This window comes from Serratia nematodiphila DZ0503SBS1 (genome assembly GCF_000738675.1).
In the GTDB taxonomy this organism is placed as follows: Bacteria; Pseudomonadota; Gammaproteobacteria; order Enterobacterales; family Enterobacteriaceae; genus Serratia; species Serratia nematodiphila.
Genome location: NZ_JPUX01000001.1, coordinates 552,636 through 576,204, shown reverse-complemented (window position 1 = coordinate 576,204; position 23,569 = coordinate 552,636). Strand labels below are relative to the sequence as shown.

General features: G+C 54.3%; 26 protein-coding genes and 1 pseudogene. 21 read left to right on the top strand and 6 right to left on the bottom strand.

The genetic code is table 11. The features are described 5' to 3' along the window. Positions 1 to 30 precede the first annotated feature (30 nt). The 3 genes from JL05_RS02575 (at position 31) to JL05_RS25875 (ending at position 1,869) form a co-directional block, all read left to right on the top strand. Positions 31 to 618, top strand: a complete 588-nt coding sequence (locus JL05_RS02575; protein WP_033631586.1) for an isochorismatase family protein — start codon at positions 31 to 33, stop codon at positions 616 to 618. A 24-nt stretch (positions 619 to 642) separates the two neighbouring features. Continuing rightward, positions 643 to 1,281 (top strand): NAD(P)-dependent oxidoreductase, encoded by a 639-nt coding sequence (locus tag JL05_RS02570; protein WP_033631585.1) that lies wholly within the window; start codon positions 643 to 645, stop codon positions 1,279 to 1,281. 492 nt (positions 1,282 to 1,773) lie between these two features. After that, positions 1,774 to 1,869, top strand: a complete 96-nt coding sequence (locus JL05_RS25875; protein ID WP_080353213.1) for an Hha/YmoA family nucleoid-associated regulatory protein — start codon at positions 1,774 to 1,776, stop codon at positions 1,867 to 1,869. Positions 1,870 to 1,898: 29 nt separating this feature from the next. On the opposite strand, the gene JL05_RS02565 is transcribed toward JL05_RS25875, so the two are convergent. After that, a complete protein-coding gene (locus tag JL05_RS02565; protein WP_432762367.1) occupies positions 1,899 to 2,147 on the bottom strand; it encodes a helix-turn-helix domain-containing protein in 249 nt (82 codons plus the stop codon). A gap of 184 nt (positions 2,148 to 2,331) precedes the next feature. Here JL05_RS02565 and JL05_RS02560 point away from each other — a divergent pair, with 184 nt between their 5' ends. The 4 genes from JL05_RS02560 to JL05_RS25700 all read left to right on the top strand — a co-directional run bounded on the left by JL05_RS02560 (position 2,332) and on the right by JL05_RS25700 (position 5,531). After that, positions 2,332 to 2,985 carry a LysR family substrate-binding domain-containing protein gene (locus JL05_RS02560; protein WP_049278996.1) on the top strand — a complete coding sequence of 218 codons (654 nt, stop codon included), beginning with the start codon at positions 2,332 to 2,334 and terminating at the stop codon, positions 2,983 to 2,985. 396 nt (positions 2,986 to 3,381) lie between these two features. Next, on the top strand, positions 3,382 to 3,534 hold the full coding sequence (locus tag JL05_RS25710; RefSeq protein WP_238545832.1) for a hypothetical protein: 153 nt from the start codon (positions 3,382 to 3,384) through the stop codon (positions 3,532 to 3,534). A gap of 18 nt (positions 3,535 to 3,552) precedes the next feature. Then, positions 3,553 to 3,885 carry a group I truncated hemoglobin gene (locus JL05_RS25705; RefSeq protein WP_261237876.1) on the top strand — a complete coding sequence of 111 codons (333 nt, stop codon included), beginning with the start codon at positions 3,553 to 3,555 and terminating at the stop codon, positions 3,883 to 3,885. 176 nt (positions 3,886 to 4,061) lie between these two features. Beyond that, positions 4,062 to 5,531: an amidase gene (locus JL05_RS25700; RefSeq protein WP_080353212.1), complete on the top strand. Its 1,470-nt coding sequence runs from the start codon at positions 4,062 to 4,064 to the stop codon at positions 5,529 to 5,531. A 186-nt stretch (positions 5,532 to 5,717) separates the two neighbouring features. Here JL05_RS25700 and JL05_RS25695 read toward each other — a convergent pair. After that, positions 5,718 to 6,674, bottom strand: a pseudogene (locus tag JL05_RS25695) (two-partner secretion domain-containing protein); the annotation flags it as partial. Between the two features lie 68 nt (positions 6,675 to 6,742). Further along, entirely contained in the window at positions 6,743 to 8,473 is a 1,731-nt protein-coding gene (locus tag JL05_RS02535; RefSeq protein ID WP_050501272.1) for a ShlB/FhaC/HecB family hemolysin secretion/activation protein, read from the bottom strand. A 415-nt stretch (positions 8,474 to 8,888) separates the two neighbouring features. Here JL05_RS02535 and JL05_RS02530 point away from each other — a divergent pair, with 415 nt between their 5' ends. Continuing rightward, a complete protein-coding gene (locus JL05_RS02530; protein WP_064581108.1) occupies positions 8,889 to 10,481 on the top strand; it encodes a YfjI family protein in 1,593 nt (530 codons plus the stop codon). A 362-nt stretch (positions 10,482 to 10,843) separates the two neighbouring features. On the opposite strand, the gene JL05_RS24590 is transcribed toward JL05_RS02530, so the two are convergent. Together JL05_RS24590 and JL05_RS02525 are read right to left on the bottom strand one after the other, a co-directional pair. Continuing rightward, positions 10,844 to 11,056, bottom strand: coding sequence for a helix-turn-helix transcriptional regulator (locus JL05_RS24590; protein WP_072010116.1), 213 nt, complete (start codon positions 11,054 to 11,056; stop codon positions 10,844 to 10,846). Positions 11,057 to 11,177: 121 nt separating this feature from the next. Continuing rightward, complete coding sequence (locus JL05_RS02525) at positions 11,178 to 11,807, bottom strand: inovirus Gp2 family protein (RefSeq protein WP_033631577.1); 630 nt, start codon at positions 11,805 to 11,807, stop codon at positions 11,178 to 11,180. Positions 11,808 to 12,362: 555 nt separating this feature from the next. Here JL05_RS02525 and JL05_RS02520 point away from each other — a divergent pair. The 13 genes from JL05_RS02520 (at position 12,363) to JL05_RS02460 (ending at position 21,882) form a co-directional block, all read left to right on the top strand. Next, positions 12,363 to 13,247: a GTPase family protein gene (locus JL05_RS02520; RefSeq protein WP_033631576.1), complete on the top strand. Its 885-nt coding sequence runs from the start codon at positions 12,363 to 12,365 to the stop codon at positions 13,245 to 13,247. A 449-nt stretch (positions 13,248 to 13,696) separates the two neighbouring features. Further along, complete coding sequence (locus JL05_RS02515; RefSeq protein WP_033631575.1) at positions 13,697 to 14,425, top strand: helix-turn-helix transcriptional regulator; 729 nt, start codon at positions 13,697 to 13,699, stop codon at positions 14,423 to 14,425. Beyond that, complete coding sequence (locus JL05_RS25690; protein ID WP_238545830.1) at positions 14,422 to 14,925, top strand: hypothetical protein; 504 nt, start codon at positions 14,422 to 14,424, stop codon at positions 14,923 to 14,925. Before JL05_RS02515 ends, JL05_RS25690 begins: the two co-directional genes overlap by 4 nt. Positions 14,926 to 14,943: 18 nt before the next feature. Next, positions 14,944 to 15,246, top strand: coding sequence for a hypothetical protein (locus JL05_RS02505; RefSeq protein WP_080353210.1), 303 nt, complete (start codon positions 14,944 to 14,946; stop codon positions 15,244 to 15,246). A gap of 12 nt (positions 15,247 to 15,258) precedes the next feature. Next, positions 15,259 to 15,570, top strand: coding sequence for a hypothetical protein (locus JL05_RS02500; RefSeq protein WP_033631574.1), 312 nt, complete (start codon positions 15,259 to 15,261; stop codon positions 15,568 to 15,570). 628 nt (positions 15,571 to 16,198) lie between these two features. Beyond that, a complete protein-coding gene (gene rfaQ / locus JL05_RS02495) occupies positions 16,199 to 17,359 on the top strand; it encodes a putative lipopolysaccharide heptosyltransferase III (RefSeq protein ID WP_050501222.1) in 1,161 nt (386 codons plus the stop codon). Between the two features lie 52 nt (positions 17,360 to 17,411). Beyond that, complete coding sequence (locus tag JL05_RS02490) at positions 17,412 to 18,656, top strand: O-antigen ligase family protein (RefSeq protein WP_033631573.1); 1,245 nt, start codon at positions 17,412 to 17,414, stop codon at positions 18,654 to 18,656. Positions 18,657 to 18,858: 202 nt separating this feature from the next. Continuing rightward, on the top strand, positions 18,859 to 19,317 hold the full coding sequence (locus JL05_RS02485) for an antirestriction protein (RefSeq protein WP_050501221.1): 459 nt from the start codon (positions 18,859 to 18,861) through the stop codon (positions 19,315 to 19,317). 27 nt (positions 19,318 to 19,344) lie between these two features. After that, positions 19,345 to 19,824, top strand: coding sequence for a RadC family protein (gene radC / locus JL05_RS02480; RefSeq protein WP_033633531.1), 480 nt, complete (start codon positions 19,345 to 19,347; stop codon positions 19,822 to 19,824). A gap of 30 nt (positions 19,825 to 19,854) precedes the next feature. Continuing rightward, positions 19,855 to 20,211, top strand: coding sequence for a type IV toxin-antitoxin system YeeU family antitoxin (locus tag JL05_RS02475; protein ID WP_033631572.1), 357 nt, complete (start codon positions 19,855 to 19,857; stop codon positions 20,209 to 20,211). Positions 20,212 to 20,251: 40 nt separating this feature from the next. Beyond that, positions 20,252 to 20,620 (top strand): TA system toxin CbtA family protein, encoded by a 369-nt coding sequence (locus tag JL05_RS02470; RefSeq protein ID WP_033631571.1) that lies wholly within the window; start codon positions 20,252 to 20,254, stop codon positions 20,618 to 20,620. Further along, entirely contained in the window at positions 20,617 to 20,946 is a 330-nt protein-coding gene (locus tag JL05_RS02465; RefSeq protein WP_050501220.1) for a DUF5983 family protein, read from the top strand. Before JL05_RS02470 ends, JL05_RS02465 begins: the two co-directional genes overlap by 4 nt. 99 nt (positions 20,947 to 21,045) lie before the next feature. Continuing rightward, positions 21,046 to 21,882, top strand: coding sequence for a DUF4942 domain-containing protein (locus JL05_RS02460; RefSeq protein WP_033631570.1), 837 nt, complete (start codon positions 21,046 to 21,048; stop codon positions 21,880 to 21,882). Between the two features lie 353 nt (positions 21,883 to 22,235). On the opposite strand, the gene JL05_RS02455 is transcribed toward JL05_RS02460, so the two are convergent. Then, on the bottom strand, positions 22,236 to 23,564 hold the full coding sequence (locus JL05_RS02455; RefSeq protein ID WP_033631569.1) for an MFS transporter: 1,329 nt from the start codon (positions 23,562 to 23,564) through the stop codon (positions 22,236 to 22,238). Between the last annotated feature and the right edge of the window lie 5 nt (positions 23,565 to 23,569).

Below are 23,569 nucleotides of genomic sequence, written 5' to 3'. Positions count from 1 at the left end.
ACACAAACCTGAACTCAAAGGAGTTTCATCATGGCTTATGACCGTTTTACCAGTGAAAACACTGTCCTGCTGCTGATCGATCATCAAACCGGCACGATGGGTTGGGCTAAATCTATGCCCTTCGAGGAACTCAAACGCAATGCACTAATGTTGGCTAAGACCGCCAGGATACTCAAAATTCCGACAGTCCTGACTTCCAGCATGGAGGAATATGCGCAAGGGCCGCTGCTCTCTGAACTGGAAACTATCCTGCCGGATGAGTTCGCCGCCCGTGTCAAGCGGCTGGGCATCGTCAACGCGATGGATGACGAGAATTTCGCGGCAGCGGTGAAGGCAAGCGGTCGCAGGAAGATCATCATCGCCGGCGTGACCAATGATGTATGCACTGTCTATCCGGCGCTCAGTCTGGTGAGTGAGGGTTACGAGGTTCAGGTTGTGGCCGATGCAGGAGCCTCCCCGACCAAGTTCGCAGACGAAATAGCCCTGAGCCGTATGGAGAAGAACGGCGTAACGTTGACAAGTACCAATCAGGTGATCGCCGAACTGACCGGAAACTGGGCGACGCCAGAAGGCGGCCAAATCGTTCAGGAAGTGGTAATGCCTGCCTTGCAGGGCTGATGGATCACTGAGGAGGAAAGGTGAATGCAATCACAAAGCGTACTAATTATTGGCGTGGGAGGCCTGGGAACAAGTATGGTCCGCGAAGCGGTCGAGCGAGGTCTTCGAGTCTCCGTTCTTGTGAGAAACAAGACGAAACTTGAAGCTGCATTGGGGAGTGAACTTCTCGCTAAGCTGGACCGGGTCGTAGTTGGCGATGGCACTAACCCACAAGTGGTAACCGAGGCGTCATCCGGGGTGGACATTGTCCTGTCCGGACGTGGTGCCGACCCCCACTTGGCACAAACGCTTGCCGCGGCGGTCAAGCAAAACGGAGTCAGTAAACTGTGCTGGCCCGCAGGCACAACGAACGTGCTGGATGAAGACGGTGTCACCCCCAACTACAAACGGCTCCTGCACCTGGGGAATTGGGTTGAGAGCGCATACCGCGCGCACGGTGCATGTATCGATGCAATTCAGCAGTCCGGCATCAACTACGTGATCTTCTGTGCAGGCCGCATGACGAGTGTCGGCCATCGAAGCCAGGACGTTCGCGCCTCGGTACGGATCAACCGCGATGCTGGCCCGTTTGTTTCCTACGAGGATGCGGCATGGGTGATGCTCGAAGGGGCTACGACGCACGAATACGATCGCCAACTGGTCAGCGCGACCACCGAACGGTAAATCTTGCCTGATGCCTGTCAGAAAACGAACGGCGAGCATCAAAGTCTCTTGACAGTACGTTACAGTCGCTCATGACAATGGAAACGGGAATGCTCAACTGCATAATTTTTCAGTCCTGAATGACGAACAAACGTTACCCGTCTCCCCAACAAAGTTGTAGCTACTACGCAAAGACGTCCCAGGCAAGCCAGGCTCAAAAGCCTGGCTTGCTTGTTTTCATCATACGTGCGGTCAAAGGGCGTTCGTTCCCTAAAGTACAGCTTTTCAGCCTGTTCGGATTGGTCAAACCTCCACTTGCCAGTGAGAGGCTGCCATAGGGACCCTGAGTGGCGGTGGTCTCCCGCGAGGGGAAAAAGAGGTTCAAAAGGCGGGAAACAGCGATTCATACTCCATATTGCGCATCCGGCCGCTGCTCATAATGTCACTCTAGCCAGGTGGTATCCACCAGGACAGGGCGACCAGGCTACAGAACGCGAACAGATCTATAGCCACATGGAAGACCGGGCATACGACCATCGCCGCGCAGAAATCACCCATGGTCAACTGTGGGACAAAGTTCCCGCATCCGCCTGGAAGAATGTCGAGTAGATGCCGCCGATGTAATCTGATGGCGAGCATCAAACGCGATCGGCCTGTTCTTCATTCGCCATGACGCCTGCGCGAACGAGCTTCAGGCACTTCTCTGTCTCTTCGATAAGCAGAGCCGCGCTGCATTCCAGCGCTTCTGCAATGCGCAGGATCAGCGCCAGGGTGGGCATGTGCTCACCCCGCTCGATCCTGCCCATGTGCGCCCGTTCGATTCCGGCCATGTTTCCCAGTGCCTCCTGGGCCGTTCCGCGCTCCGTCCTCAGCGCCTTTACCGCCATCCCAAACGCCCTGGCCGGCTCCGCCTCAAAACTTGTGCTGCCTGTAGGCCGGCCTCGCCTTATTTCACGCTTTTGCATCTACAAAAGCGTGAAATAAGAGCATAAATTAAACCACGTTTAATTAAACGCGGACTGCTATTATCTGGCATTGTCTGCCGCATCCTTCTTTACAGAAGAGCCAGCCATGCAATGCCAGCAACCCCCTGAATCGATACGGATCGCCGTCTCCTTTGGAGCCTTCACCGCAACATTGACCCACCTCCTGGCGAAGCAGCGCGCAGAGGAGCCCGGCACGGCGATATGTCTTACCGAGACCTTGTTTTCCGAGCAGGTCAGCGGGGTGAAGGATGGCCGTTACGATCTTGGATTTGCTGTCGCACCGCCCGCTGAGGCCGGGCTGCAAAACGAGCTGCTGTGGCATGATGAGATTGCTGTGGCGGTTCCAGCGCTCTCGCCGCTACTGGAGTTTGCAGAAATCACGCTGGAGAAGGCCGTGCAGTACCCTCTGGTGCTTTGGTCAGCGGATCACTGTGAGCCGCTAAGCCATCAGGTTATGGAATTGTTGAACTCGGCAACGTCGAAACTCAACGTGGTTGACCATGCGAAATCGTTCGAACTGATGGCCGTTCTGGTAGCCGCAGGGTATGGAATCGGCTTCGCGGCAAAGTCCCGCATCAATGCGGCACGCAAGCTCGGCGTTGTTATGCGCCCGTTGGCCGACGTTCCGGACAGTCTATGCACCTATCTGCTACGTTCGCATAATGCGCCTTCCTCACCTCATGTCGAACGCCTGATCGCGCGAGCACGTAACGTCGATCAGGCTCTGTCGGTCGAATAGTCGAACCAGGTACGCAAGCTGGATGCCCGCTCTATTCATGAAATCCATGGCCGCTCCCCAGAGCCCAGGTCTGAAAACGCTCATACCTGGAATCGTAATGTCGCTCTGAGACGCGCGGTATTTCCATTTATCTCCACGCCCAGTTGGCCCACATTAAGCACTGCCGCACTTGGCAATGGCAATTGGCAATCTGTCCCGTTTTACCAAACGGTTGTCCCGCAGAACCATGCAGCGGTGGACAGCCTGGACGAATATGGAAGCTGCTACAGCCGGGCTCCTGCAGTACAGGTTTTGCTCTCAGTCCTGTCAAAGGGGGCCTGCGTTGAGCCGCACAGCAGTTCCTCGCCTAGAGCCAGGAGCGTGCGATCCCCCATATCGATGCGGAGAAGCCTGACCATGACTGACCAGCAACCGCCCAACGAACAACAACTCTCACTCTATACGCGACTGGGTGGCTATGACGTCATCCACCAGTTCGCCGGTGCCGTTCTGAGAAAGACCATGGCGCACCCGGCCATCGGACATATCTGGGCGCATATGTCCGAATAGACCTTTCAGAAGGAGCACATCAACTTCGTCGACTTCCTGTGCAAGCATTGGGGCGGCAACACCGTGTATCGCGGTCGCGACATGGTGACCGCGCACCGCGGCATGGGGCTCACTGAAGTGCACTGGCAGGCCGTGCTGGATTGCCTGGAAGAATGCTACGACGACTATGCACTGCCGCAGGAACTGCGAAAAGAAGTCAACGACTTCCTTGTCAAATTCAAGCCAGCCATCATCGGCAGCCCTTCCTATCGCGACGTCGTCCTCGCCCATCCCGAGATGGATGTGGCCAAGGGGATGAAGAGCGTCGGGATTTCCTGGCCAAACAAACCAGAGGCCCCGTCTCCACGGTAGCCGAGACTCAAGACCGAGAGTTCGCGCCCCTTGAGGATTGATCCCGAAACGGGACCAAACCGTCCACCGATCAAATGAGTGTTCGTCTCTGCCAGCATGGCGGAGGCAGCGCCCGACCTCTGATTGGGCTTTTGCCGGCCCAGTGGGAAACAGGAAACGATAAACAGGAAATTTTTATGGCTATCGAACGCCCGACTACCGAAGAACTCCAGCAGCTCGCCAACCGATTGCACATGCCGCTGACGCCTGAGCAGTCTGCCGAGTACCTGGCCGTGATGCAGGCCAATTTCGACGCCTATGACCTGATCGATGAACTGCCCGACGACATTCCGGAAGTACGCTACCCTCGTGCCTCCGGCCACCGGCCTGCAGGCGACCAGAACCCCTACAACGCCTGGGCCTGCAAAACGGAAGTGCGCGGTGCTGCAGAAGGGCCGCTGGCTGGTCGAACGGTCGTACTCAAGGACAACGTGGCGCTGGCCGGCGTGCCGATGATGAACGGCTCCTCAACTTTGGAAGGTTTCATCCCGTCCTTCGACGCCACTGTGACCACCCGTCTGCTTGATGCTGGCGCCACTATCCTCGGCAAGGCTACCTGCGAGCATTTCTGCCTGTCCGGCGGCAGCCACACCTCCGATCCCGCCCCGGTACACAACCCGCGCCGGCATGGCCACGCTGCCGGCGGCTCCTCCTCCGGCAGTGGCGCACTGGTGGCTGCTGGTGAAGTCGACATGGCGATCGGCGCCGACCAGGGAGGGTCCATCCGCATCCCGTCGGCGCTCTGCGGAGCTTACGGCATGAAGCCGACCCTTGGCCTAGTGCCCTATACAGGCATCATGCAGATCGAGGCGACCATCGACCATGCGGGGCCCATTACTGCCAACGTGCGCGACAACGCCCTGATGCTCGAAGTCATTGCAGGGGCAGACGGGCTGGATCCGCGCCAGTATGCACCGAAGGTCGAGGCCTATACCGAGGCCTTGAACCGAGGTGTCGAGGGCCTGAAGATCGGCATTCTCAGCGAAGGCTTCCAGTTGCCTAACCTCGATCCAAAGGTGGCCAGCAAGGTGCGTGCCGCTATTGCGCGGCTGGAAAAACTGGGGGCCGTGGTCGGCGAAGTGTCGGTGCCGGAGCATAAGCTGGCCGGTGCCCTCTGGAGCCCTATCGGCTGCGAAGGGTTAACCGCGCAGATGATGCACGCCAACGGCGCGGGCTTCAACTGGAAAGGGCTCTACGACGTCGGCTTGTTGGACAAGCATGCCCATTGGCGTGAGCAGACAGATGCCCTGTCGCCTTCGCTCAAGCTATGCATGATGGTCGGTCAGTTCGGCCTGGAGCGCTACAACGGCCGTTACTACGCCAAGGCCCAGAACATCGCGCGCCGGGCTGTCGCAGCCTATGATCGCGCGCTGTCCCGATACGACCTGTTGGTCCTGCCCACTGTGCCGATCACCGCGCCCGCTCTTCCTGATCGGGACTGCTCGATCACCGAGTACATCGCCCGTGCTTTCGAGCTGCAGGTTGGCATCCTGGACCAGCGTGCTGTCGGCATTACTGCCCGCCAGCAGGTGGCCGCTGCTCTGGATGCCACGCGCGGCGTTCAGGTGCACATCCCCGGCCGCCGCCAGCGTTCCGGACTGCGTTAACATCCCCTCGCGACTCTGCACGGCCAGTTGGCCACCGCTATACACTTTCCCGTGCGTCTCAATGTCACCTTTTGCCGCCAGTTGGATATCGCCGCCGGCCTGCGTGGCCGCATCCGGCGTATCAGACCGCCAACTGAGCTTGCCTTCGCTGCTCACGGTGAGCGTTTTGCCCGCCCGGACCTGTCCGCCCTGATTACGTACGCCGACGCCGGCCTCGGTGCCAATCATGCGGATACTGCCGCTGTACATGCCGCCCATCTGCCCCATATCGATGGCAAGCTCTGGTCTGGTACTGCCGTCGTCCGAAAGCTTTGTTGCGGTTTTGCCGTCCGCGCTCACGCGATTACGACCGGCCACCACCGACACGCCTTCTTTAGCCCAGACGCCGGCGTTGACTTCCACCGCGCGCGCCAGAATGTCGACGTACTCGGTATCATGACGGGCATCGCCGTTGAGTCCGCCACCCTCGATGCGCACCACGCCGCGCTCAACCTGGTAGCCCGCCAGGCTGCCGTCGGCGTTCAGTTGCGGCTTGCCGGTGGTCAGGGTCATGCGCCCGGCGTTGATGGTGCCGCAGCCGTTGCAGACAATGCCGGCGGGGTTGGCCACAATCACCTGCGCCTTGCCGCCGGCCACTTCCATAAAACCGCGCAGCTGGCTGGGATTGTTGCTGTTGACTTCGTTGAGGATGACGCGCGCCGGCGCGGAATTGGGATTGAGGTTAGGGTTACCCTGGATCATCCCGGCCATCTGGGTCGAGGTCATCACCGCCGAGTTGTTGAGGATGGCGCCTTTGGCGTCGACATCGAACTGCTGATACTGGTTATGTGAGACCCCAGCCTGGTTGGGGGCGGTGATGTTGACCTGCGGCAAGCCGTTCTGGGTATTGATGACCTCCGGCCGCTGGGAAGGATTGGCACCGCCGTCCGCGACAATGCCGTCTGCCATGACGGGGCCGGCGAACATGAGCAGCCCCAGCAGCCACACTGACCGACGCACGGTGACCCACAGACGACTCCCAGCCGTTATTCCTGAACCGATGCGCTGCCCCGGTTCGCTGCTGCAGCTGCGAGCCAGTTCGGACACCACCCGCAGCTCCCCGTGGGTGCGGCTGAAGATAAGGCGATAGCAATGTTTGTTCATGGGTCACATCCGTGAGAAAAGTCAGTCCGTTTAGATCGGTGTCAGCAATGCTGCCGGTATCGCGATGTTCAGATTTCCAGATTTACGCTAAAACCCGCGGTCGCACCGGAGGTATGGAACCCTGCTGGCTTGTACAGCGGCACGCCAGCAAACAGATCATAGCTGAATCGCCCCCACAGCGCGCCGCGCACACCAAGCGCACTGCCCGCCAACTGATGACCCACCAGGTAGCGGGTGCCCGGGCCGTCAACCCGGCCGTAGTCGGCAGCCAGGTACAGTTCGTGCCCGCGAGAAAACACATTCCAGGCGATTTCGTTGCGCCACAGCAGCCCTTTTTCGCCGGACAGCATCTGCTCGCCGTCAAAGCCGCGCACCGTGTAACGCCCGCCAATGGCCATCCGCTCCTGCGGCGTCAACGCATTCGGGCTCCACTGGCCCCGCACGCTGGTATAAACCCGCCAGGGCTGCTCACCCCAGGAGAAAGGCCGGTTGATACCCAGGTCGCCGAGCAAAATGCCGGTACGCGCACTGCCTTCGTGACGCGATTCTTCCGGCGCAGGCAGGGCATTGAATGCGCCGGTGCCGCGGCGCCAGTTGATATTGGCGTCCAGCGTAGTGGTGCCGAAATAGCTGCGCTGATTCAGCCCCAGCTCCCAGCCGGCGGTCCGACGTTTTTGCGACGCAATATCAACGTCGTCCACGGCGTTAGTGGAATGTTTGCGGTAGCCGCGCAGGTTGAGCGTGGTCTTGTGCGACTGGTCGCGGTAGAGCAATCGGGAGACGGTCAACTGAATGTTGTCGCTCTTGCCGCTATAGCGCAGCACCTCGTTGGCGTTAGGGATGTTCTGATGGTAGGTGTAGTCGTTGTAATTGGCCGAGAAGGCCCAATATCCCACCGGGAAGAAGTAATTCAGCGTATGTGAACGGTTGCCAAACGGCCCGTGCTGAAACACATCCTTGCCGATGTTGGCGTAGAAAAGGTCATTTTGCGCAAACGGCGCATCAAGTGCCAGGGTAGCCGAACCGAGATAGCGCCCGGTGCTTTTGGAACCGCTGTCGTCAAGCCCCAGACTGAGCCGTATCGGCCGCCCCTCGTGCCAGTTGACCTGCAGGTCACTGGTGGCCTCCTGGGCGCCAGGCACGATTTTTATGTCGGCATTGGCGCTGGGCACTCGTCTGAAGTTCTCCAGCCCCTGTTCGATATCACGCAGGTTGAGGATATCGCCGCGCGAGGCCGGAATAGCGTTCCACAGCCGTCCACGCCAGGAGACCGGCTCCTCAAAGCGAATGTCACCAATACGCCCCGGTTGTAGCGTGAGCGTCAACACGCCGCTGGTCAGGTCCTGCTCCTGTGCCATCACCCGCGTGGTGACATAGCCTTTGGCCAGGATGGCGTTCTGTACTTTATTAATGGCAAGCACAATGCCCTGGCTACCCAGACAGCGGCCTTTGGCATCTGCTGCGGCGTCCAGCGCCCACTGAAAGCGGTCGGCCGCGTCCCCGACCAGGGCAAGCCGGTTGATGGTGAAGCAGGGGGACTCATTGACCGGATAATCCGGTAACACGGCCTCGGGACGGGAAAGGCGCGCATCGGCCTGTGGGGTGTTCTGTTCAAGCAGGGCGCGCTCGCGCGCCTGCTGGCGCTGCTGCTCGCGGGCATCAATGGCGGAAGCGGCCCGCTCAGGGGTATCAGAGGGTGTGGCGGCCATGCCCGGGAAAGTGCCAGTGAAAAGAACACCCGCGAGAACGTGGCTCAACGCCTTCGATGTGGATCCGTGCGAAAGAAAGGTCCTTTTCATGAAAATCCATTTCATAAAGTGTAAGGGTATGTAATTTTGGCGAATTATCCGCCTGCAAGAGCAAAAAGCAAGCTAATTATGTTTTGGGGGAAGATGAAGTCGTCTGTACTGTCTGCTGTGTCACATTCATCCCTCATGTTCAGTCAACGATGCAACGTGCTATATCCTGCAACAGTGCTTGCGTATATCCGGTACAGCTACTGGAAGATATCGCCGCAGAACTAGAATGCCCGGGTATTGTCTGCTTTGTTGAATGCATAGCCGTCAGTAACGGCAAATGATCTTTGCGATTATTTACCTGATAACGGTTTCAGCATGCGTACAAGGCACGCTAACGCTACCATAACCCTCAGGTTCTGCTTTATGCTGTTTGAAATGTGTTGCCATGCTACAGAATGACGAAGGAACAAGGACGATGAATTTACCCCTAGAACTGTATAATGCAAGTTTGGCAAATCAGCCGGGGTTGCAATACCGCCCAGTGAAAAATATACCTCTGTCTTATCCGGTCCAGTCTTTTCCGCCGGTTCTTCGAAATGTCATTCAGTCATTGCATAACAATTCCCAGATCCCGGTGGAGCTGATTGGTAATGTTGTGCTGGCAGCTATATCATTATCCTGTCAGTCATTAATTGAAGTCATACAGCCCCACACCAATATGGCCGAACCCTGCTCACTTTACCTGATGACCATTGCGGAATCAGGAGAGGGGAAAACAACCATCAACAAACAGGTCATGAAACCGTGTTACGCATTCGCATCAAGTCTTATAGAGCAATACGAGCAACACATCGCTGACTATAAACATCAGTTTAAACTCTGGAAAATTCGTCAGCAGGCTCTGGAAAGTAATCTCAGGCAAGCGATACGGAAAGGCTACACTGGTGAGAATGAAGAGCAGGCAATAAATAAACACGCAGAGAATGAACCGCAACGCCCATTCAGGCCTAATTTCATTTATGAAGACACCACTCTCAAAGCACTTGTGGAAGGTCTCAGTGAGCATCCCGAAGCCGGATTTATTTCTGACGAAGCCATTACGTTTTTTAGGAGTTACCTGAAAAACACCCCAGGCCTGCTTAATAAAGCCTGGGATGGTGAGATGTTTGATTTTCGTCGCGCTGACGGAGAAATATATCAGATAACACCATGCCTGACATTTTCGTTAATGTCTCAACCGGGCGTATTCATGGATTACGTAAACAAACATGGTGTCGCGGCACGAGCCAGTGGGTTTATGTCACGCTTTCTTTTTTCCTGGGTTGAAAGTTCAATTGGAACTCGCCAGGGTAATCGGGCAACGATTGCTGCAGAATACGACCTGGAAACTTTCCATGAAAGAGTTATTGAACTTCTGGCGTTGAATGTAATTCCACGCCCCGATGGTGTCACTCAAAAGAAAAAATTATCGCTCATGCCAGAAGCACTGGAAATCTGGAAAGACTATCGAGCAAACACCGAAAGGAAAATGGCGCCAGAAAATGAATGGGGACATATCAGGGATATTGTATCAAAAGCAAGCTCTAACGCACTGAGGATCGCAGCCTTGCTCCAGTACTTTTACCAGGGCAACTCGGAGGAAATTCAGCCGGAAACTGTAGCGTGCGCAATTAAAATAATGGATTGGTATCTAAATCAGGCCAGCCAACTATTTTATCCTATGTCAGAGCGTTTCCAGTTTGAACAGGACGTCCGGGAGTTATACTCATGGATAGAGAATAGAATAAGGCAAAACGGCGGATGCGCCATTCTGAAAAATGATCTGGAGAAGTATGGCCCGCATCGTCTCAGACGAATTGAACGGCTTACCCCAGTGCTGGATCAGTTAATCAGTCAGGGGTACTTGGGCATTATCCGGATGTTTTCACACAGCGCGCTTTATGTTGCCCCCCGTTCTAGGAATGGCTATTTTGGTCTCCCTCGTGGTTATTCGCAACATGATTACTTCATGACTATCCAATCATGCGATAACACGAGAGGGAGAGCATACACTGTTGAGATATACTGAGGGCGGGTTGATACTTTTGGTTATCTTAACCAGTACAAATCTGATAGCAAACGAAAGTCAACAATCTCCATTTGAAAGTTATTCGGCGCAAAACTTGCCATCATCATTGTAGGTTACAAAGCAATCAATAATTTCACAAAAATAATTGCGCACATGGCTTTAGCTGCTACTGTAGCAGCTAAAGCCATGTTAAATTATCTTAAAAGAAAAAATTAGTGCAAAAAACGCCCAATCTAAAGAGGGGGATGTAGTGCCTGGCAGATGGCTTGACTTGCAAAATTATACATCAGATGCTTTCGTTTTCGTGATGATAGAATGTCAATATGACATTAAAGCTTAGGCTGGAAAGATGTTATCCTTCATCAATGACGAGAGTCAGAAATACGTTGTTGTACCCACTCTTCCACTTCACTTTTCAACCAACGCGAACTACGTCCCAGTTTAATTGGCCTGGGGAAAAGACCATCCTGAATTAACTTGTAAAACCATTTATCACTGCATCCGGTATATTCAGTAATGAATGCCATATCGACCATCTTATCACTGAGCAAGCCTCGGGTTGTTATATCTGTCATGGCGATTTTTCTCTGTCTTAAGGGAATGAAAGACAGAAGCACCAGGAGTGATTAATTTATCGTTACTCTGGCACTCCGTCATAACATTCCCTGCGTCGGTAGAAAAATACCTATTACTCAATCAATACTGACTACACCCAAAGTTACGCTGACCATCTGAGTTATCCTTGCTGTACTCTTTGGCCAGATAGTTAAGTCTGTCAATAGACAGTGATAACTGGTTTGAGAATTCATTGTGGTTTTTACTCAGGTGGTAGTAACCATTTGTCGGAAACTCTACCAGGGGATAATACTGCTGATGATTTACAACACTATTCAGCCCCAGCGCCCTAACCCAGGCCTCCATAATCATCATGGCCAGATTATGTGTATATTCTCCGTCTGTGCTGGTATAGCTCCCTGGATAGGCATACGCTTCACGATTAAAGAGCAAGGCCACGTGATAATGCTTTTTGCCAAAATTGTTAAACTCTCTTACCCAGATATATCGAACATGACAGGAGTGGACTCGTTTACCTGCATGCTGTTTTTTCAGTAAGTCCGATTCAATCTGAGCTTTAAGGGAAACAATGAAACGGGTGACGATTCCCGGATCACTCTTATACGACCCTGTTTCAATCTCAGGCAAGCGAAGGTCAACCCGTAAAATCATCACACGGGGATATTCAGCGAGGGATTTAGTTATCGTATCCTGAATGCGCTTAACGTAGTTCTGGTTCAGCATACCGTAGCTATTGGTATTAATACTCATGGGTAATGACCTTATGTGAGTGAATTTGTTCAATAAGATATACACATACAGTAATAAATTACTTTCTGCCTTGTTATTAAGATCAGGATGTGAGGGTACATGGATAGGTACTCTGATAATCACTCTGTGCATTACAATAAAGATAATTAATTGCCTGTAACCATCTAGTTTTATTGTTGTCTGATAGCAGTATCAGATGCGGTTATATTAATCATATTCACACTTAACGTATCTATATTAATATATTACCAACCCGACAAGTGCTAACTGATATTTATGCAAAAATACTATAGAAGAAGAAAACTCTTAAAAACCGTGTTTTCACATCAGATAATCGCTTGTTTTTACTCTCAAGTTAGCACTCTCTTTACATATAATAGCTGGCTAAAATTTTAGACTGTTACACCTTCTCTGTATTCCCCCAAACTGTCCTCTTAACAGGGACAAGTCACCGCCCTCAATAATTATATTCAAAAAAATTTCAGACCTATATTACCCCTATGAGAACGGCAGCAAGAATGCTGCCGTTTTGTTATTTCACTCACGGAGGTTAATGTGTCCGATAAAACTGAACAGGGTCTTGATGCCCTGAAGCAACAGCTGTCTCTCCTGCCCGAAACACTCTCCAGCACAATACTGAACCGCATCCGGCAGCACATTCATTACGAGCCGGTCATCGGCATTATGGGTAAAACAGGAAGTGGAAAAAGTTCGCTCTGTAATGCGCTCTTTCAGCAGCCCCTCAGTCCGGTCAGCGATGTGCAGGGCTGTACCCGTAAACCGCTTCGCTTCACGCTCGATATCGGCGGGCGCCGCATGACACTGGTCGATCTGCCCGGTGCCGGTGAATCTCTGGACTATGACTGTGAATACCGGCAACTGTATAAGGAGCAGTTACCGACGCTGGATCTTATTCTCTGGGTGATGAAAGCGGATGACCGGGCCTGCGCCACGGATGAAGCCTTCCACCGATTTCTGCTCAAATGCGGTGTCTCGCCGGGTAGCATTGTCTTCGTCATTAACCAGGCCGACAAGGCGGAACCGTCGCTGGAATGGGATCGGGAAGCGTGCCAGCCCTCCACCGGGCAGTTACTGACCCTGACCGCCCGAAGCGCAACCATCTCACGGCTGTTCTCCTGTCCTTTCCCCGTGTATGCGGTGTCGGCAAAAACAGGCTACAACCTGGCCCGTCTGGTCGAAACCATGATATTTGCCCTACCCCCGGAGGCCAGCAGTGGCGTGTTTCGTCAGGTCAGGGAAGAGCACAGGACTACGGCGGCAGAGACTACCGCCCGACAGGATTTTAGCGATCTGCTGGGTGAGCTGTTCAGCCGGATAGTGGACGCCATTCCGCTGCCAAAGCCAGTTCGGGAAGTGCTGGGCACGATCCGCGACGGCATTGTCAATGCCGCCTCTGCGCTCTGGCACCGGTTTTTTTGAGTATGGGGAAAATGAGACTCATGAAACTAGCATGGCCCCTGTGGCGCATGCTGCTACGCCAACTCTGCAAACGGACTATCATCCGGCTCCTGTCTTACAGCCGACACGCTGGCTGGACTGAGAAAGCGATCCAAAACGTCCGTTATGCCCTCATCGTTCATCTACACATCTTACTGCGTTTACTGAGGAAACGATTTATACCGCGAAATGCTGCACCCTCTTCCAGCCCTGACAACGTATCCTACTGACCCACTTAATGACAGGATATGACCATCTACGGTTCCCCTACTCAGTAATGCGTAATTATCTTCGTAAATTCAGTCAGTTACTATCGTAAAAATATTTCATCTTTTCCGTCAGTCCTTATCCTCGCTGGTCATAACCTGTCCATCACGTCCTGCATAATAACCGCATGAGTTATCTCGGTATTTTTTATTCACGGAGGGCATATGCGCGCCACGGATCCTGCGCATCGACACGACAAGCTGGCACTCAGGCTGTCGGTCATTATTAGCCGGCTTTTGGCCGGTGAATCCCTTTCTCTCAAGGTGTTATCCGACGAATTTGGCGTATCTGAACGCACTCTGCGCCGGGATTTTCATCAGCGTCTGCTACATCTGGATCTCACCGGCGACAACGGCACCTGGCGGTTACGAACAAACCCGACGCGCGATCATACTCCTGGCGCGCTGGCGTTTGCCCGTAACACCGGAATAGCCCGCCTTCTTCCCGTACAGAGCCGTCAGTTGATGCAGTTGCTGATGGATGAAAACGGCACATCACCGTGCCTGATTGGCCATATACACCAACCAGTAGGGATCCTTCCTGACTGCTTCCAGCGGCTTGCTGAAGGGATTTACCACCACCGGCTGGTCAGCTTGCTGGTTAAGGGGATTCGTCACGACCACCTTGAGCCCTACCGGCTAATTTTCTCACAGGCGTGCTGGTATCTGGTGGCCAGCCAGTATGGTGCGATACGGGTATTCAGGGTTGAGGAAGTGACATCCGTTTCCCTATTAGAACGCTCTTTTCACCGACGCAGTGAGACCAGCGCACTCATTGTGGATGCGGATTTCATCAATGCCCTTCCGCATTTTCACTTTATCAGCAACGTCATTCACACCTTCCGGGAGCGTTCTCCTGAACCTCAGGCCAGACCAAAAGGAGTTAAAACATGAAATTAGGTACAGCCCTGCTGCTGAGCGTGGGAATGATGCTGGCATCGCTGTCGCCCGTAAATGCCGGTACGCCCAATGCACTTGTACAGGCACACCACCAGCGCTGCGGTAAACCCGTCTTCTATGCGCAGACCGTTAACCACAAAAAGGAGGTCGAAATCTGCATTGTCACCCCGTCGGTATCGTATTCATTCGGCAGGACCGGCGCAGAACATAAGGAAATGGACATTACCGTACCGGCACACACCACCACGTATGCATACCAGAGCAACCAGGTTATCAGCCTGCAGGAATTCACAGTCCGGAATGGCGACGTCTCATACCAGGTATCTGCCGGGACAAACGATGAAGGCAAACCGTTCGCGTCCCTGGACGTGTACAAAGGAACACCTGATACGGGTAAGCATCTGGCGGAAATCCGGCTCGACCCGAATACGGTGGTAAACAATATCAGCCATTCACTTGAACAGGAAGGCGTGGCGCAATCGGACAGCCTCTGAGCAGAGGCGTTTTAACGAATGGATATTAACACAATGATTAACAGGCAATTAAAAATGACGATGGCTTCCCGGGGCGTACTTCTGGCCTTCACACTGCTGTCTGCTCTGGCCGTGAGCGGTTGTGGTGACAAGAACGAACGTGAATTTATCCGCGGCTGTAAGTCCGGCGGCGGTACTACCGCTATCTGCGGATGTATCTGGGATGACCTGAAGACGAAATATACCCACGGGGAACTGGAGAAAATGAACCAGCAGGTCGGCTATGTACCCCCGCGTTTTATGGACAACATGCTGAGTGCAGCTCAGCAATGCAGAAAATAAGGAAAGACGAAAATGGTGCTTGTTATTAAATATTTCGCGATTGCCTTCGCCATCGCGCTAGTGGTAGTCCTGTTTAACGTTTTCGGGAGCACCGGCGAAATCCGCAGCTTCGGGCAAGGGATAGGGTATCTGTTCTGGATGACCCTTGGACCCGGTGCCAGCATGACCATCGGCGCTTTCCTGCGCCAGTGGCTGATGCCGGATGCAGTGTATACCCGTGAAGGAATGACCGGGCTGCTGAAAGCACGGCTGTTCTGGCTGGCGGGGCCTCAGTGTATCGGCTGGCTAGCCGGCCTTATCGCCGTCGGTAAGCAACTGACCTGATGTGTTGAGCTTCCATGCATCGAAGGCCATGCCCAGTGTCGGGCATGGCCTTTTCTTTATCCTATTGATTATTTTAATACTAAAAATGTATCCCCTCTCTCCTGTGATATGAAACAACGAGTTTCTACGCCACTTTCCCATGTGCAGAGAATATTATCCCCTGTCAAACAATACCAATCCATCACCTTGGCAGGTATCAACAAAACACATTGAATTCAGATATTTAAGATCTTTCTTGGAACCCCTGTAATCCGTAGTGGATTGATCGTTTTCAACGATCGGTGAGATCGAATTGATCTGTACAACCAATTATCTTTGCTGCTCGGTCACCGTTAAGATCGGGCAGGATATTATTCGGTTGTAACGCTTTATTCATCCGGTTAATACCGCGTAGCGCCGGGCAATTTATCAGGATATAACCCCCGAACTTAGCCATGACGAGAACGTCTGCTAGCCGCCCGCTTTCCCGCGATAACGAGATTGACGGTTCAGGGAGCACGGCAGAGAGAACGGCGTTTTCTCCCTGCAGCCTTCTCGGGTTTTCGAACCGTGGCGCAGCGCTATTTTTATCCTCACGGACTCTTTCGGCCCTGCAGCGGCCTTTTGTATTTTTCTGAGGCGACGAACCATGAATGCCCATCGCACCACCGGCAAACGCCCCGTATCCCCGCCGGCCGCACTCCCCGATCGCCAGGTGCCCAATGCGCTTTTGCACCGGGATAGCGTGCAACGCATCCTCATCATCAAGCTGCGCCACTTTGGCGACGTCCTGTTGATGACGCCGGTGCTGAGCACATTGCGCGCCAACTACCCCAATGCGTTGATCGATGTTCTGGTCTATGACGGCACCGAGGCAATGCTGGCCGGCAATCAGGATGTTTATCTGACCTTTACCGTGGATCGAGAGCTCAAGCGCCAAGGGCTGAAAGCGCAATACCGCGGCGAATATGCGTTATGGAACAGCCTGCGGACCGGCCATTACGATCTGGTGATTAACCTCTCCGATCAGTGGCGGGCGGCGTTGTATTGCCGTTTTCTCAAACCGACCTTCAGTCTGGGGTTTCGCTACCCCAAACGCGACAATCGACTCTGGCGGGGCTGCCATTCGTTACTGGTCGACGTTGCCGACACGGCGCAGCACACCGTGTTGAATAATCTCAGTATTCTGGCCCCTCTGGCCTTGCCCACAACAATCACGCAGGTGACGCAGGCCTGGCGGCAATCTGATGCGGATGACGTTGACCGGCTCAGCAGGCGCCATCACCTGACCGATTTTGTGCTGATACAACCGACCGCACGCTGGGCTTTCAAGACCTGGACGGCGGGCGGATTCAGCGCCGTGATTAACCACCTGACCGCCCAGGGCAGAACGGTGGTGCTCACCGGCGGGCGCTCACCGGATGAAACCGCCATGATAAGCGCCATTATGGCCGGCTGCCTGTTACCGCAGCGGGTGGTTAATCTGGCCGGGCGTCTGGAGCTGCCGGAGCTCGCGGTGTTGATTGACCGGGCACGGCTGTTTATCGGGGTCGACTCGGTACCGATGCACATGGCCGCCGCGCTGAATACGCCCTCGGTGGTGCTGTTCGGGCCCAGCGACCTCGCGCGATGGTCCCCGTGGCAGGCGCCCCACACGTTGCTGTGGGCCGGAGATTATCGTCCGTTGCCCGCCCCGGAAGCCGTTGACACCAACACCGGCGAGCGTTACCTCGCGGCCATCCCGGCCGGCGATGTGATACAGGCGGTTAACAGGCAACTGGCATCCATCGCCGAGTCTGCGCAGTGTTAACCCTATCGCGGCTTTTCACCGTTTATTTTCTCTTATCAATGAGAACGCAACGATGCTATTCAACTCAACAGTTTCCTCGTCGATACAGACGCCCCCTCAGCAGCGATTGTTTGCGTTTACCGCCTTTTTGCTGGGTGTCTCCCTCCCGACCTCCAATCCCCTGATGAATATCTCACTGGGGCTGGTTGTCATCTGTCTGCTCTGGCAGCGCGATATCCGGCAGTTAGCTGCTCTCGCTTGTCATCCTCTGGTCTGGTTGCCGGCCCTGATGTTTGCCCTGCTGGCGTTGTCATTGCTGACGCATGCCCACACCTACGGCCCCAAAATGGTCGGCAAATACCAAAAATTGCTGTATGTCCTGCCGCTGGCGCTGTTCTTCCTGGCGGACCCGCGGCTGATGACGCATTTTGTCCGCGGCTTTCTGTGGGCCAATGCCACGATATTGGCCATCAGCCTCACGAGCGGGCTTGGCCATGTCACATTGGGCGGGCTGAATCCCGACAACCCGACGGTGTTTAAGCTGCAAATCACCCAGAACGTGTTTATGGCGCTGGCGGCGCTGATCTGGTTGTCGCGTGCTTTTGCCTGTAGCGGAAAACGGCGCTGGGGGTATGCGGGGCTGGTGTTGCTGGCGACGGTTAATGTTCTGCTGATGGTGCAGGGCCGTACCGGGTATGTGGCATTGGCCGTTGGTATGGGCCTCTGGTTATTGCTTACCCTCCGGCGCAAGCAGCAAGTGGCCGTGCTCGCCTGCGGCATACTGGCTGTCGTGATGCTGGTCATGACCCCCAACCGCGCCATGGAGCGCCTGACGCTGGGCGTCCAGCAAATTCAGGGGTGCCTGTTCGCCCCTGCTCAAACGGCTTATGCGGCCTGCGACAACTCCATGGGGCAACGCACGGCATTCGCCCGGGAAGCCCTGCGACTGATAAAGCAATCCCCGCTGCTGGGCAACGGCGCCGGCAGCTTTTGGTACGGCAATCCGGACACAGGCTATAGCGTGCATAATCCGCACAATGAATACCTGCTGGAAACGGTGCAGAGCGGGTTACTGGGATTGATGGTGTTCCTCACCTGGATGTGGAGCTGCTACCATGCAGCCTGGCGCTTGCCGCCGGCACGCCGCAATCTGTTTGTTGCGGTGCTCAGCAGCTACATGGCCTGCCATCTGTTCAATTCCTTCCTGCTGGACTCGTCCGAAGGGCACCTGTTTGTCATTATCGCCGCGCTGCTAGCCGGGCTTTCCCTCAATGCACAGCAGCCACAGCGCACAGGCGCCCGACCGCTCCAAACATAATAATGGCCTGAGAGGCCTCAAAGCTACGTTCTTGTCAGAGAGCCCCCTCCGGCAATGACAACCTGTCATCTCTGACCAACACCAAAATGCCCCGTTCATTTGAGCGGGGCATTTTTTATGGCGTGATACCGTCGTTTCTCGCTGTACCCACCGCGGCAGGCTGCTGCCCGGCTCAATCCACCTCAACCTAAGGACAATATTTATGAAAGAGAGCACTGCCAACAGCACACCATCAACACGTTCAATAAGCACCCACGCAACACTGACAGCGAGTCTCGTTCGCGACGCGGATCGCCTGTCATTTTGGCTACAGCACTTTGGGGACATTCCGCAATGGCTTCACCTCGAGTCACCGATATTTTCCTGGCTCAACCTCCTGTGTAAGGACTACCACGGAGATTATTGGGAATTTTACATCCTCAGTAACGGCGGTGCTTTTATTATCCCGTCGACTGAAGGCGAGTACGTTATCTTTAATGCCCTTAACGGCAATAGCGCAACGGTAGGACATGAAGCTGCCGGCATCATTGCCTGCCTGATAACCTACAGTCAACACGCCTGCCGCACCGAATGCGACGCCATGACCGAACACTACTATCGTCTGCGGGATTACGCCCTCAGCCATCCCGAAAGCAACGCCATTATGCGCATCATCGACTAACCCTCCAGACAACGGCACACCATCATGATGAATATACCCTTATCTCCGGCAACCGCCGGTCTGCCCTTACCCACCCAACGCACCATTCAACGTGCACTGGCGTTGCTGGAGCAACATCTGCGCAAACCGGGTGAAGCCTTCACCGCCCCGTTCATGGTGCGTGACTGGCTGCGCCTGCAGATGGCCAGGCTGGAGCGCGAAGTCTTTATGGCGCTCTATCTCGATAACCAGCATCGCCTCCTGGCCCATGAGTCCCTGTTTAGCGGCAGCATCGCCAGTACGCAGGTGCATCCGCGTGAAATCGTGAAGGGCGCACTGAAACATAACGCGGCCGCAGTCATTGTCGCGCACTGCCATCCTTCCGGGCATGCCGACCCCAGCGAGGCCGACCGACTCATCACCCAACGGATACAGGACGCGCTGGCGTTGATTGACGTCAGGGTACTGGACCACTGCATTGTCGGCGGCATGACGGTGTACTCGTTCGCCGAACACGGGCTCTTATGATTTATCCGACGCTTCTATAAGGAGGCTCACATGCCATCGAACGACACTGTTCCCACCTGGGGACTGAAACGCAGCGTCACGCCGCAGTTTGGCGCCCGTCTGGTGCAGGAGGGGGAACGATTACATTTTCTGGACGACCGGGCCGACATCAGCGGGATTTTCAGCGACGCACAGCGCCATGATTTAGATAAGGCTTTCCCGCAGTTCATCAACCACCTGGAATTGATGCTGCTCTCCGGTGAACTCAATCCGCGCCACCAGCACTGTGAGACGCTGTATTGCCATGGCCTGACCTGCGAAGCCGACAGCCTCGGCTCATACGGCTACGTCTACATTGCGATTTATCCGACATCTGAAACGCCCAGGTATAACGCCCCGCATTTTTAGTCTCACACCGTTCTTATTATCCAACAAAGAGATACGCCTTATGCGAACAGTACCCGCGTCACCCACACGGGCGGCTCAGCCTTGCCCGTCTCCCATCACTGTCTGGCAATCCTTGCTCACCTACCTGCTGGCGCAGCACTACGGTCTGACACTCAACGACACCGCATTCAGCGACGATGCCGTGATACACGTCCATATCGATGGCGGGATCTCCCTCGCGGATGCGCTGAATGCCATGGTGGAAAAGTTTGATCTGGTACGCATTGACCGCCGGGGCTTCACCTGTCAGGCGCAATCGCCCCTTGTGACTGCCATAGATATTCTGCGTGCCCGCCGGGCTTGCGGCCTGATGACGCGAACCGGTTACCGGGAGGTCACACGTGCCATTCAGGGAGGCAAGCAACCATGAGCAGTGACACATTCCCCACCGGGGCGCTATTCACGAGTATCCAGTGCAGTACCGCCCATATCACCGACGGAGATAACTCTCTGCTGTATCGCGCCTCACACCAGCAGGAGGAGTATGGCCACGGTGAGTGGCTCCATTTTACCGGAACGGGGTACCTGATTCGGCTCAATGCCTGGCGACATCCGGTACTTCATCTTAAACGGTTAGGGGTGTCAAAAGCCTGCCGCCGGCTGGTTGTTACGCTGATGAACCATCACCCCATCGCTCTCCTGCACCTCGATGCAGCAGGCGATATTTTGTCGGGGTTTGAGACCTTTGACTGGTGAATGCCCCCGGCATGCCCCCTGACCCAAGCACCATGACAGGAACCACGACATAGCACCCGCCCTTAGCCCGGCGGGTGTTTTCATTATGGAGTAAGAAATATGCAGATCGAACCCGAAGTATTAACTGGCCACACCGCGGTGATTTGCTCGACCAGCATTGAACGTATCGTCACCGGGCGCAACGCCGCGCTGGCGCAAATAGAAGCGTTAATCCACCAGCTTGGTACTATCTCAATGCTGACCAGCAGCATCGGCGGCGGCACGGTAAAGGATTGGGGTATGCGACCAGGCCATCGCTACGATTGCTGGTTCACGGAAAAACCGGGAACCGCCATGAAGGCGATTACCCGCAATATCGATCGCGATATATGGCGAGATCTGATGCTGAAGTCCGGCATGCTCTCGCTGATGGATGCGCAGGCCCGTGTTGAATGGCACAACAGCCTGGAAAAAGAAGATATCCCCGCCGTCAGCGAAGCCAATATCCTCGCAACCTTCGAACAACTGCACCAGAGTAAAGAGGAGGTATTTGAGCGTGGGGTGATAAATGTTTTCAAAAACCTGAGCTGGAATTACAAGTCGAACTTACCTTGTAAGTTTGGGAAGAAAATCATCGTGGAAAGCGTCGTAAAACACGACAGATGGGGATTTGGTCTGAACTGGGGATCGCAGCGTGACCGGTTAACGGACCTTGAACGCATGCTGATGCTCCTCGATGGGCAGCCCATACCCGACAACAGAGAGGATGTCTCCCGACGCCTTGGAGATCACATTCATGCAAAAAGAAGCAGCGACAGCTATGAGGATACCATGTTCAAAATTAAGTACTTTCAGAAGGGGTCGGCACATATCATATTCAAGCGGCCCGAGCTGGTTGATAAGCTGAACGATATCATCGCCAAGCATTTTCCCTCAGCGCTACCCTCCCGCATCTGAAACTATTTTGCCATTAAGCTTGCCTAGCCGAAGAAGCCCATGTACAACGTGGCTCTGGCGTTTCTGGTATGTTTTTCGGGGGGCGGTTCAAGTGTGCCGTGAATGTACCGGAAACGCCACTTAAGACCCTCAAATCATGTCCACCCGTCCTCGATGGTGTTCCGTATTTACAGCCAAAGGGAACGAGGGTACAAATGAGGGCATAAAATAAATCAAACCAGAAATAATCAATAAAAATCAAAACAATGAATAAACACATCGATTCCGAGTCCGGCACCATATTCAGAAGAACCCGCCTATGGCGGGTTTTTCGCTTTCTGGAGTACGAACTCTCCATCCCTCCCATGGCTTTTTCAGGATGCCGCCAGGCGCGGATTGACGAAAAGCAGGCAGACCGCTGCCAGCAGCGACGGCAGCGCGAAAGCCATAAAGTTTTGCTGCAGCGTCAATTCACTATCAATCAATACACCGCCCATGAAGGGCCCCAGAATCGCGCCAATGCGACCAATACCTAACCCCCACCCAAGACCCGTTGAAGTCATGGTTCCAGGATAGAAACGGGCGACATAGGAACTCATCGCGATTTGCGTACCAATAGTGCTTGCACCTGCAATAATCAGCAGCGAATACAGGATGTACACCGGCGTCTGAGTACCCAACAACACTAAAGTGGCGGCACCCAGCAAAAAATACCCAATAAGAATACGTCTTCCATTCATTCGGTCCATCAGCCAGCAACTGCTCAACGCCCCGACAATGGTGCCCAGATGCAGCGCAAACAGGAACGACAGGCTGGAGCCTAATGGATAGCCAGCCTGCAACATCAACTTAGGCAACCAGGAGGTCATGCCGTAGATGACAAACAGCGACATGAAGAAAACCAGCCAGAACATCAACGTACTTAAGCCTCTGCGTTCAGCGAACAGATCCTTCAGGGTCGCCTTTCCCGCTTTTATACCTGCCGAGGAAGAGCTGATAAACTTCGTACCGGGTTGATGGATATAGTCTGGCGCGATCTTTTCCAAAAGGCGTTTTAAACGGTCATGCTGTTCGGTTTTCACTAGAAATGCCGCCGATTCGGGCAGGTGGCTTAACATCCACGGCAAAACAATGAGTGGCAAAGCGGCAATATAAAATATAGATTGCCACCCCGCGACCGGGATCAAATAAATGCCTGACAGCGCCGCGAGCATGCCGCCGATGGAATAACCGCTAAACATCAGCCCAACCATCAGGCTCCGCTTACTTTTAGGTGAATATTCGCTGGTGAGGGCCGTAACGCTGGGCATAACGCCTCCCAGCCCCATGCCGGCGATAAAACGACACCAGCCGAATTGGCTGGCATTAACGCTAAAGCCGCAAAGAAAAGTAAATAAGCTAAAGGTGATAATACACAAACTAATGGTTTTCTTCCTTCCTATTTTATCTGAGAGCGGACCCAATAAAATCGCGCCGAGCATCATGCCTACTAAGGTATAACTGCCCAGCAGACCCGCCTGAGCCGCAGTGATGCCCCAGTTCACCATGAGCTCAGGAAGGACCACACCCAGTACAGCAAGATCGAAACCGTCAAAAACAATAATAAAAGCGCACCATAACACCGTGAGTCGGTGCATATTATTCAGTTTCGCATTATCTATTATTGGATTGATATCCACGACACAAATATTAGCCTGAGACATATGCC

Excerpts from the sequence above, each read along its gene's own strand:
- JL05_RS02575 (WP_033631586.1), top strand. The coding sequence starts at position 31 with ATGGCTTATGACCGTTTTACCAGTGAAAACACTGTCCTGCTGCTGATC.
- JL05_RS02570 (WP_033631585.1), top strand. The coding sequence starts at position 643 with ATGCAATCACAAAGCGTACTAATTATTGGCGTGGGAGGCCTGGGAACA.
- JL05_RS25875 (WP_080353213.1), top strand. The coding sequence starts at position 1,774 with ATGGAAGACCGGGCATACGACCATCGCCGCGCAGAAATCACCCATGGT.
- JL05_RS02565 (WP_432762367.1), bottom strand. The coding sequence starts at position 2,147 with ATGGCGGTAAAGGCGCTGAGGACGGAGCGCGGAACGGCCCAGGAGGCA.
- JL05_RS02560 (WP_049278996.1), top strand. The coding sequence starts at position 2,332 with ATGCAATGCCAGCAACCCCCTGAATCGATACGGATCGCCGTCTCCTTT.
- JL05_RS25710 (WP_238545832.1), top strand. The coding sequence starts at position 3,382 with ATGACTGACCAGCAACCGCCCAACGAACAACAACTCTCACTCTATACG.
- JL05_RS25700 (WP_080353212.1), top strand. The coding sequence starts at position 4,062 with ATGGCTATCGAACGCCCGACTACCGAAGAACTCCAGCAGCTCGCCAAC.
- JL05_RS02535 (WP_050501272.1), bottom strand. The coding sequence starts at position 8,473 with ATGAAAAGGACCTTTCTTTCGCACGGATCCACATCGAAGGCGTTGAGC.
- JL05_RS02530 (WP_064581108.1), top strand. The coding sequence starts at position 8,889 with ATGAATTTACCCCTAGAACTGTATAATGCAAGTTTGGCAAATCAGCCG.
- JL05_RS24590 (WP_072010116.1), bottom strand. The coding sequence starts at position 11,056 with ATGACAGATATAACAACCCGAGGCTTGCTCAGTGATAAGATGGTCGAT.
- JL05_RS02525 (WP_033631577.1), bottom strand. The coding sequence starts at position 11,807 with ATGAGTATTAATACCAATAGCTACGGTATGCTGAACCAGAACTACGTT.
- JL05_RS02515 (WP_033631575.1), top strand. The coding sequence starts at position 13,697 with ATGCGCGCCACGGATCCTGCGCATCGACACGACAAGCTGGCACTCAGG.
- JL05_RS25690 (WP_238545830.1), top strand. The coding sequence starts at position 14,422 with ATGAAATTAGGTACAGCCCTGCTGCTGAGCGTGGGAATGATGCTGGCA.
- JL05_RS02505 (WP_080353210.1), top strand. The coding sequence starts at position 14,944 with ATGGATATTAACACAATGATTAACAGGCAATTAAAAATGACGATGGCT.
- JL05_RS02500 (WP_033631574.1), top strand. The coding sequence starts at position 15,259 with ATGGTGCTTGTTATTAAATATTTCGCGATTGCCTTCGCCATCGCGCTA.
- rfaQ (WP_050501222.1), top strand. The coding sequence starts at position 16,199 with ATGAATGCCCATCGCACCACCGGCAAACGCCCCGTATCCCCGCCGGCC.
- JL05_RS02490 (WP_033631573.1), top strand. The coding sequence starts at position 17,412 with ATGCTATTCAACTCAACAGTTTCCTCGTCGATACAGACGCCCCCTCAG.
- JL05_RS02485 (WP_050501221.1), top strand. The coding sequence starts at position 18,859 with ATGAAAGAGAGCACTGCCAACAGCACACCATCAACACGTTCAATAAGC.
- radC (WP_033633531.1), top strand. The coding sequence starts at position 19,345 with ATGAATATACCCTTATCTCCGGCAACCGCCGGTCTGCCCTTACCCACC.
- JL05_RS02475 (WP_033631572.1), top strand. The coding sequence starts at position 19,855 with ATGCCATCGAACGACACTGTTCCCACCTGGGGACTGAAACGCAGCGTC.
- JL05_RS02470 (WP_033631571.1), top strand. The coding sequence starts at position 20,252 with ATGCGAACAGTACCCGCGTCACCCACACGGGCGGCTCAGCCTTGCCCG.
- JL05_RS02465 (WP_050501220.1), top strand. The coding sequence starts at position 20,617 with ATGAGCAGTGACACATTCCCCACCGGGGCGCTATTCACGAGTATCCAG.
- JL05_RS02460 (WP_033631570.1), top strand. The coding sequence starts at position 21,046 with ATGCAGATCGAACCCGAAGTATTAACTGGCCACACCGCGGTGATTTGC.
- JL05_RS02455 (WP_033631569.1), bottom strand. The coding sequence starts at position 23,564 with ATGTCTCAGGCTAATATTTGTGTCGTGGATATCAATCCAATAATAGAT.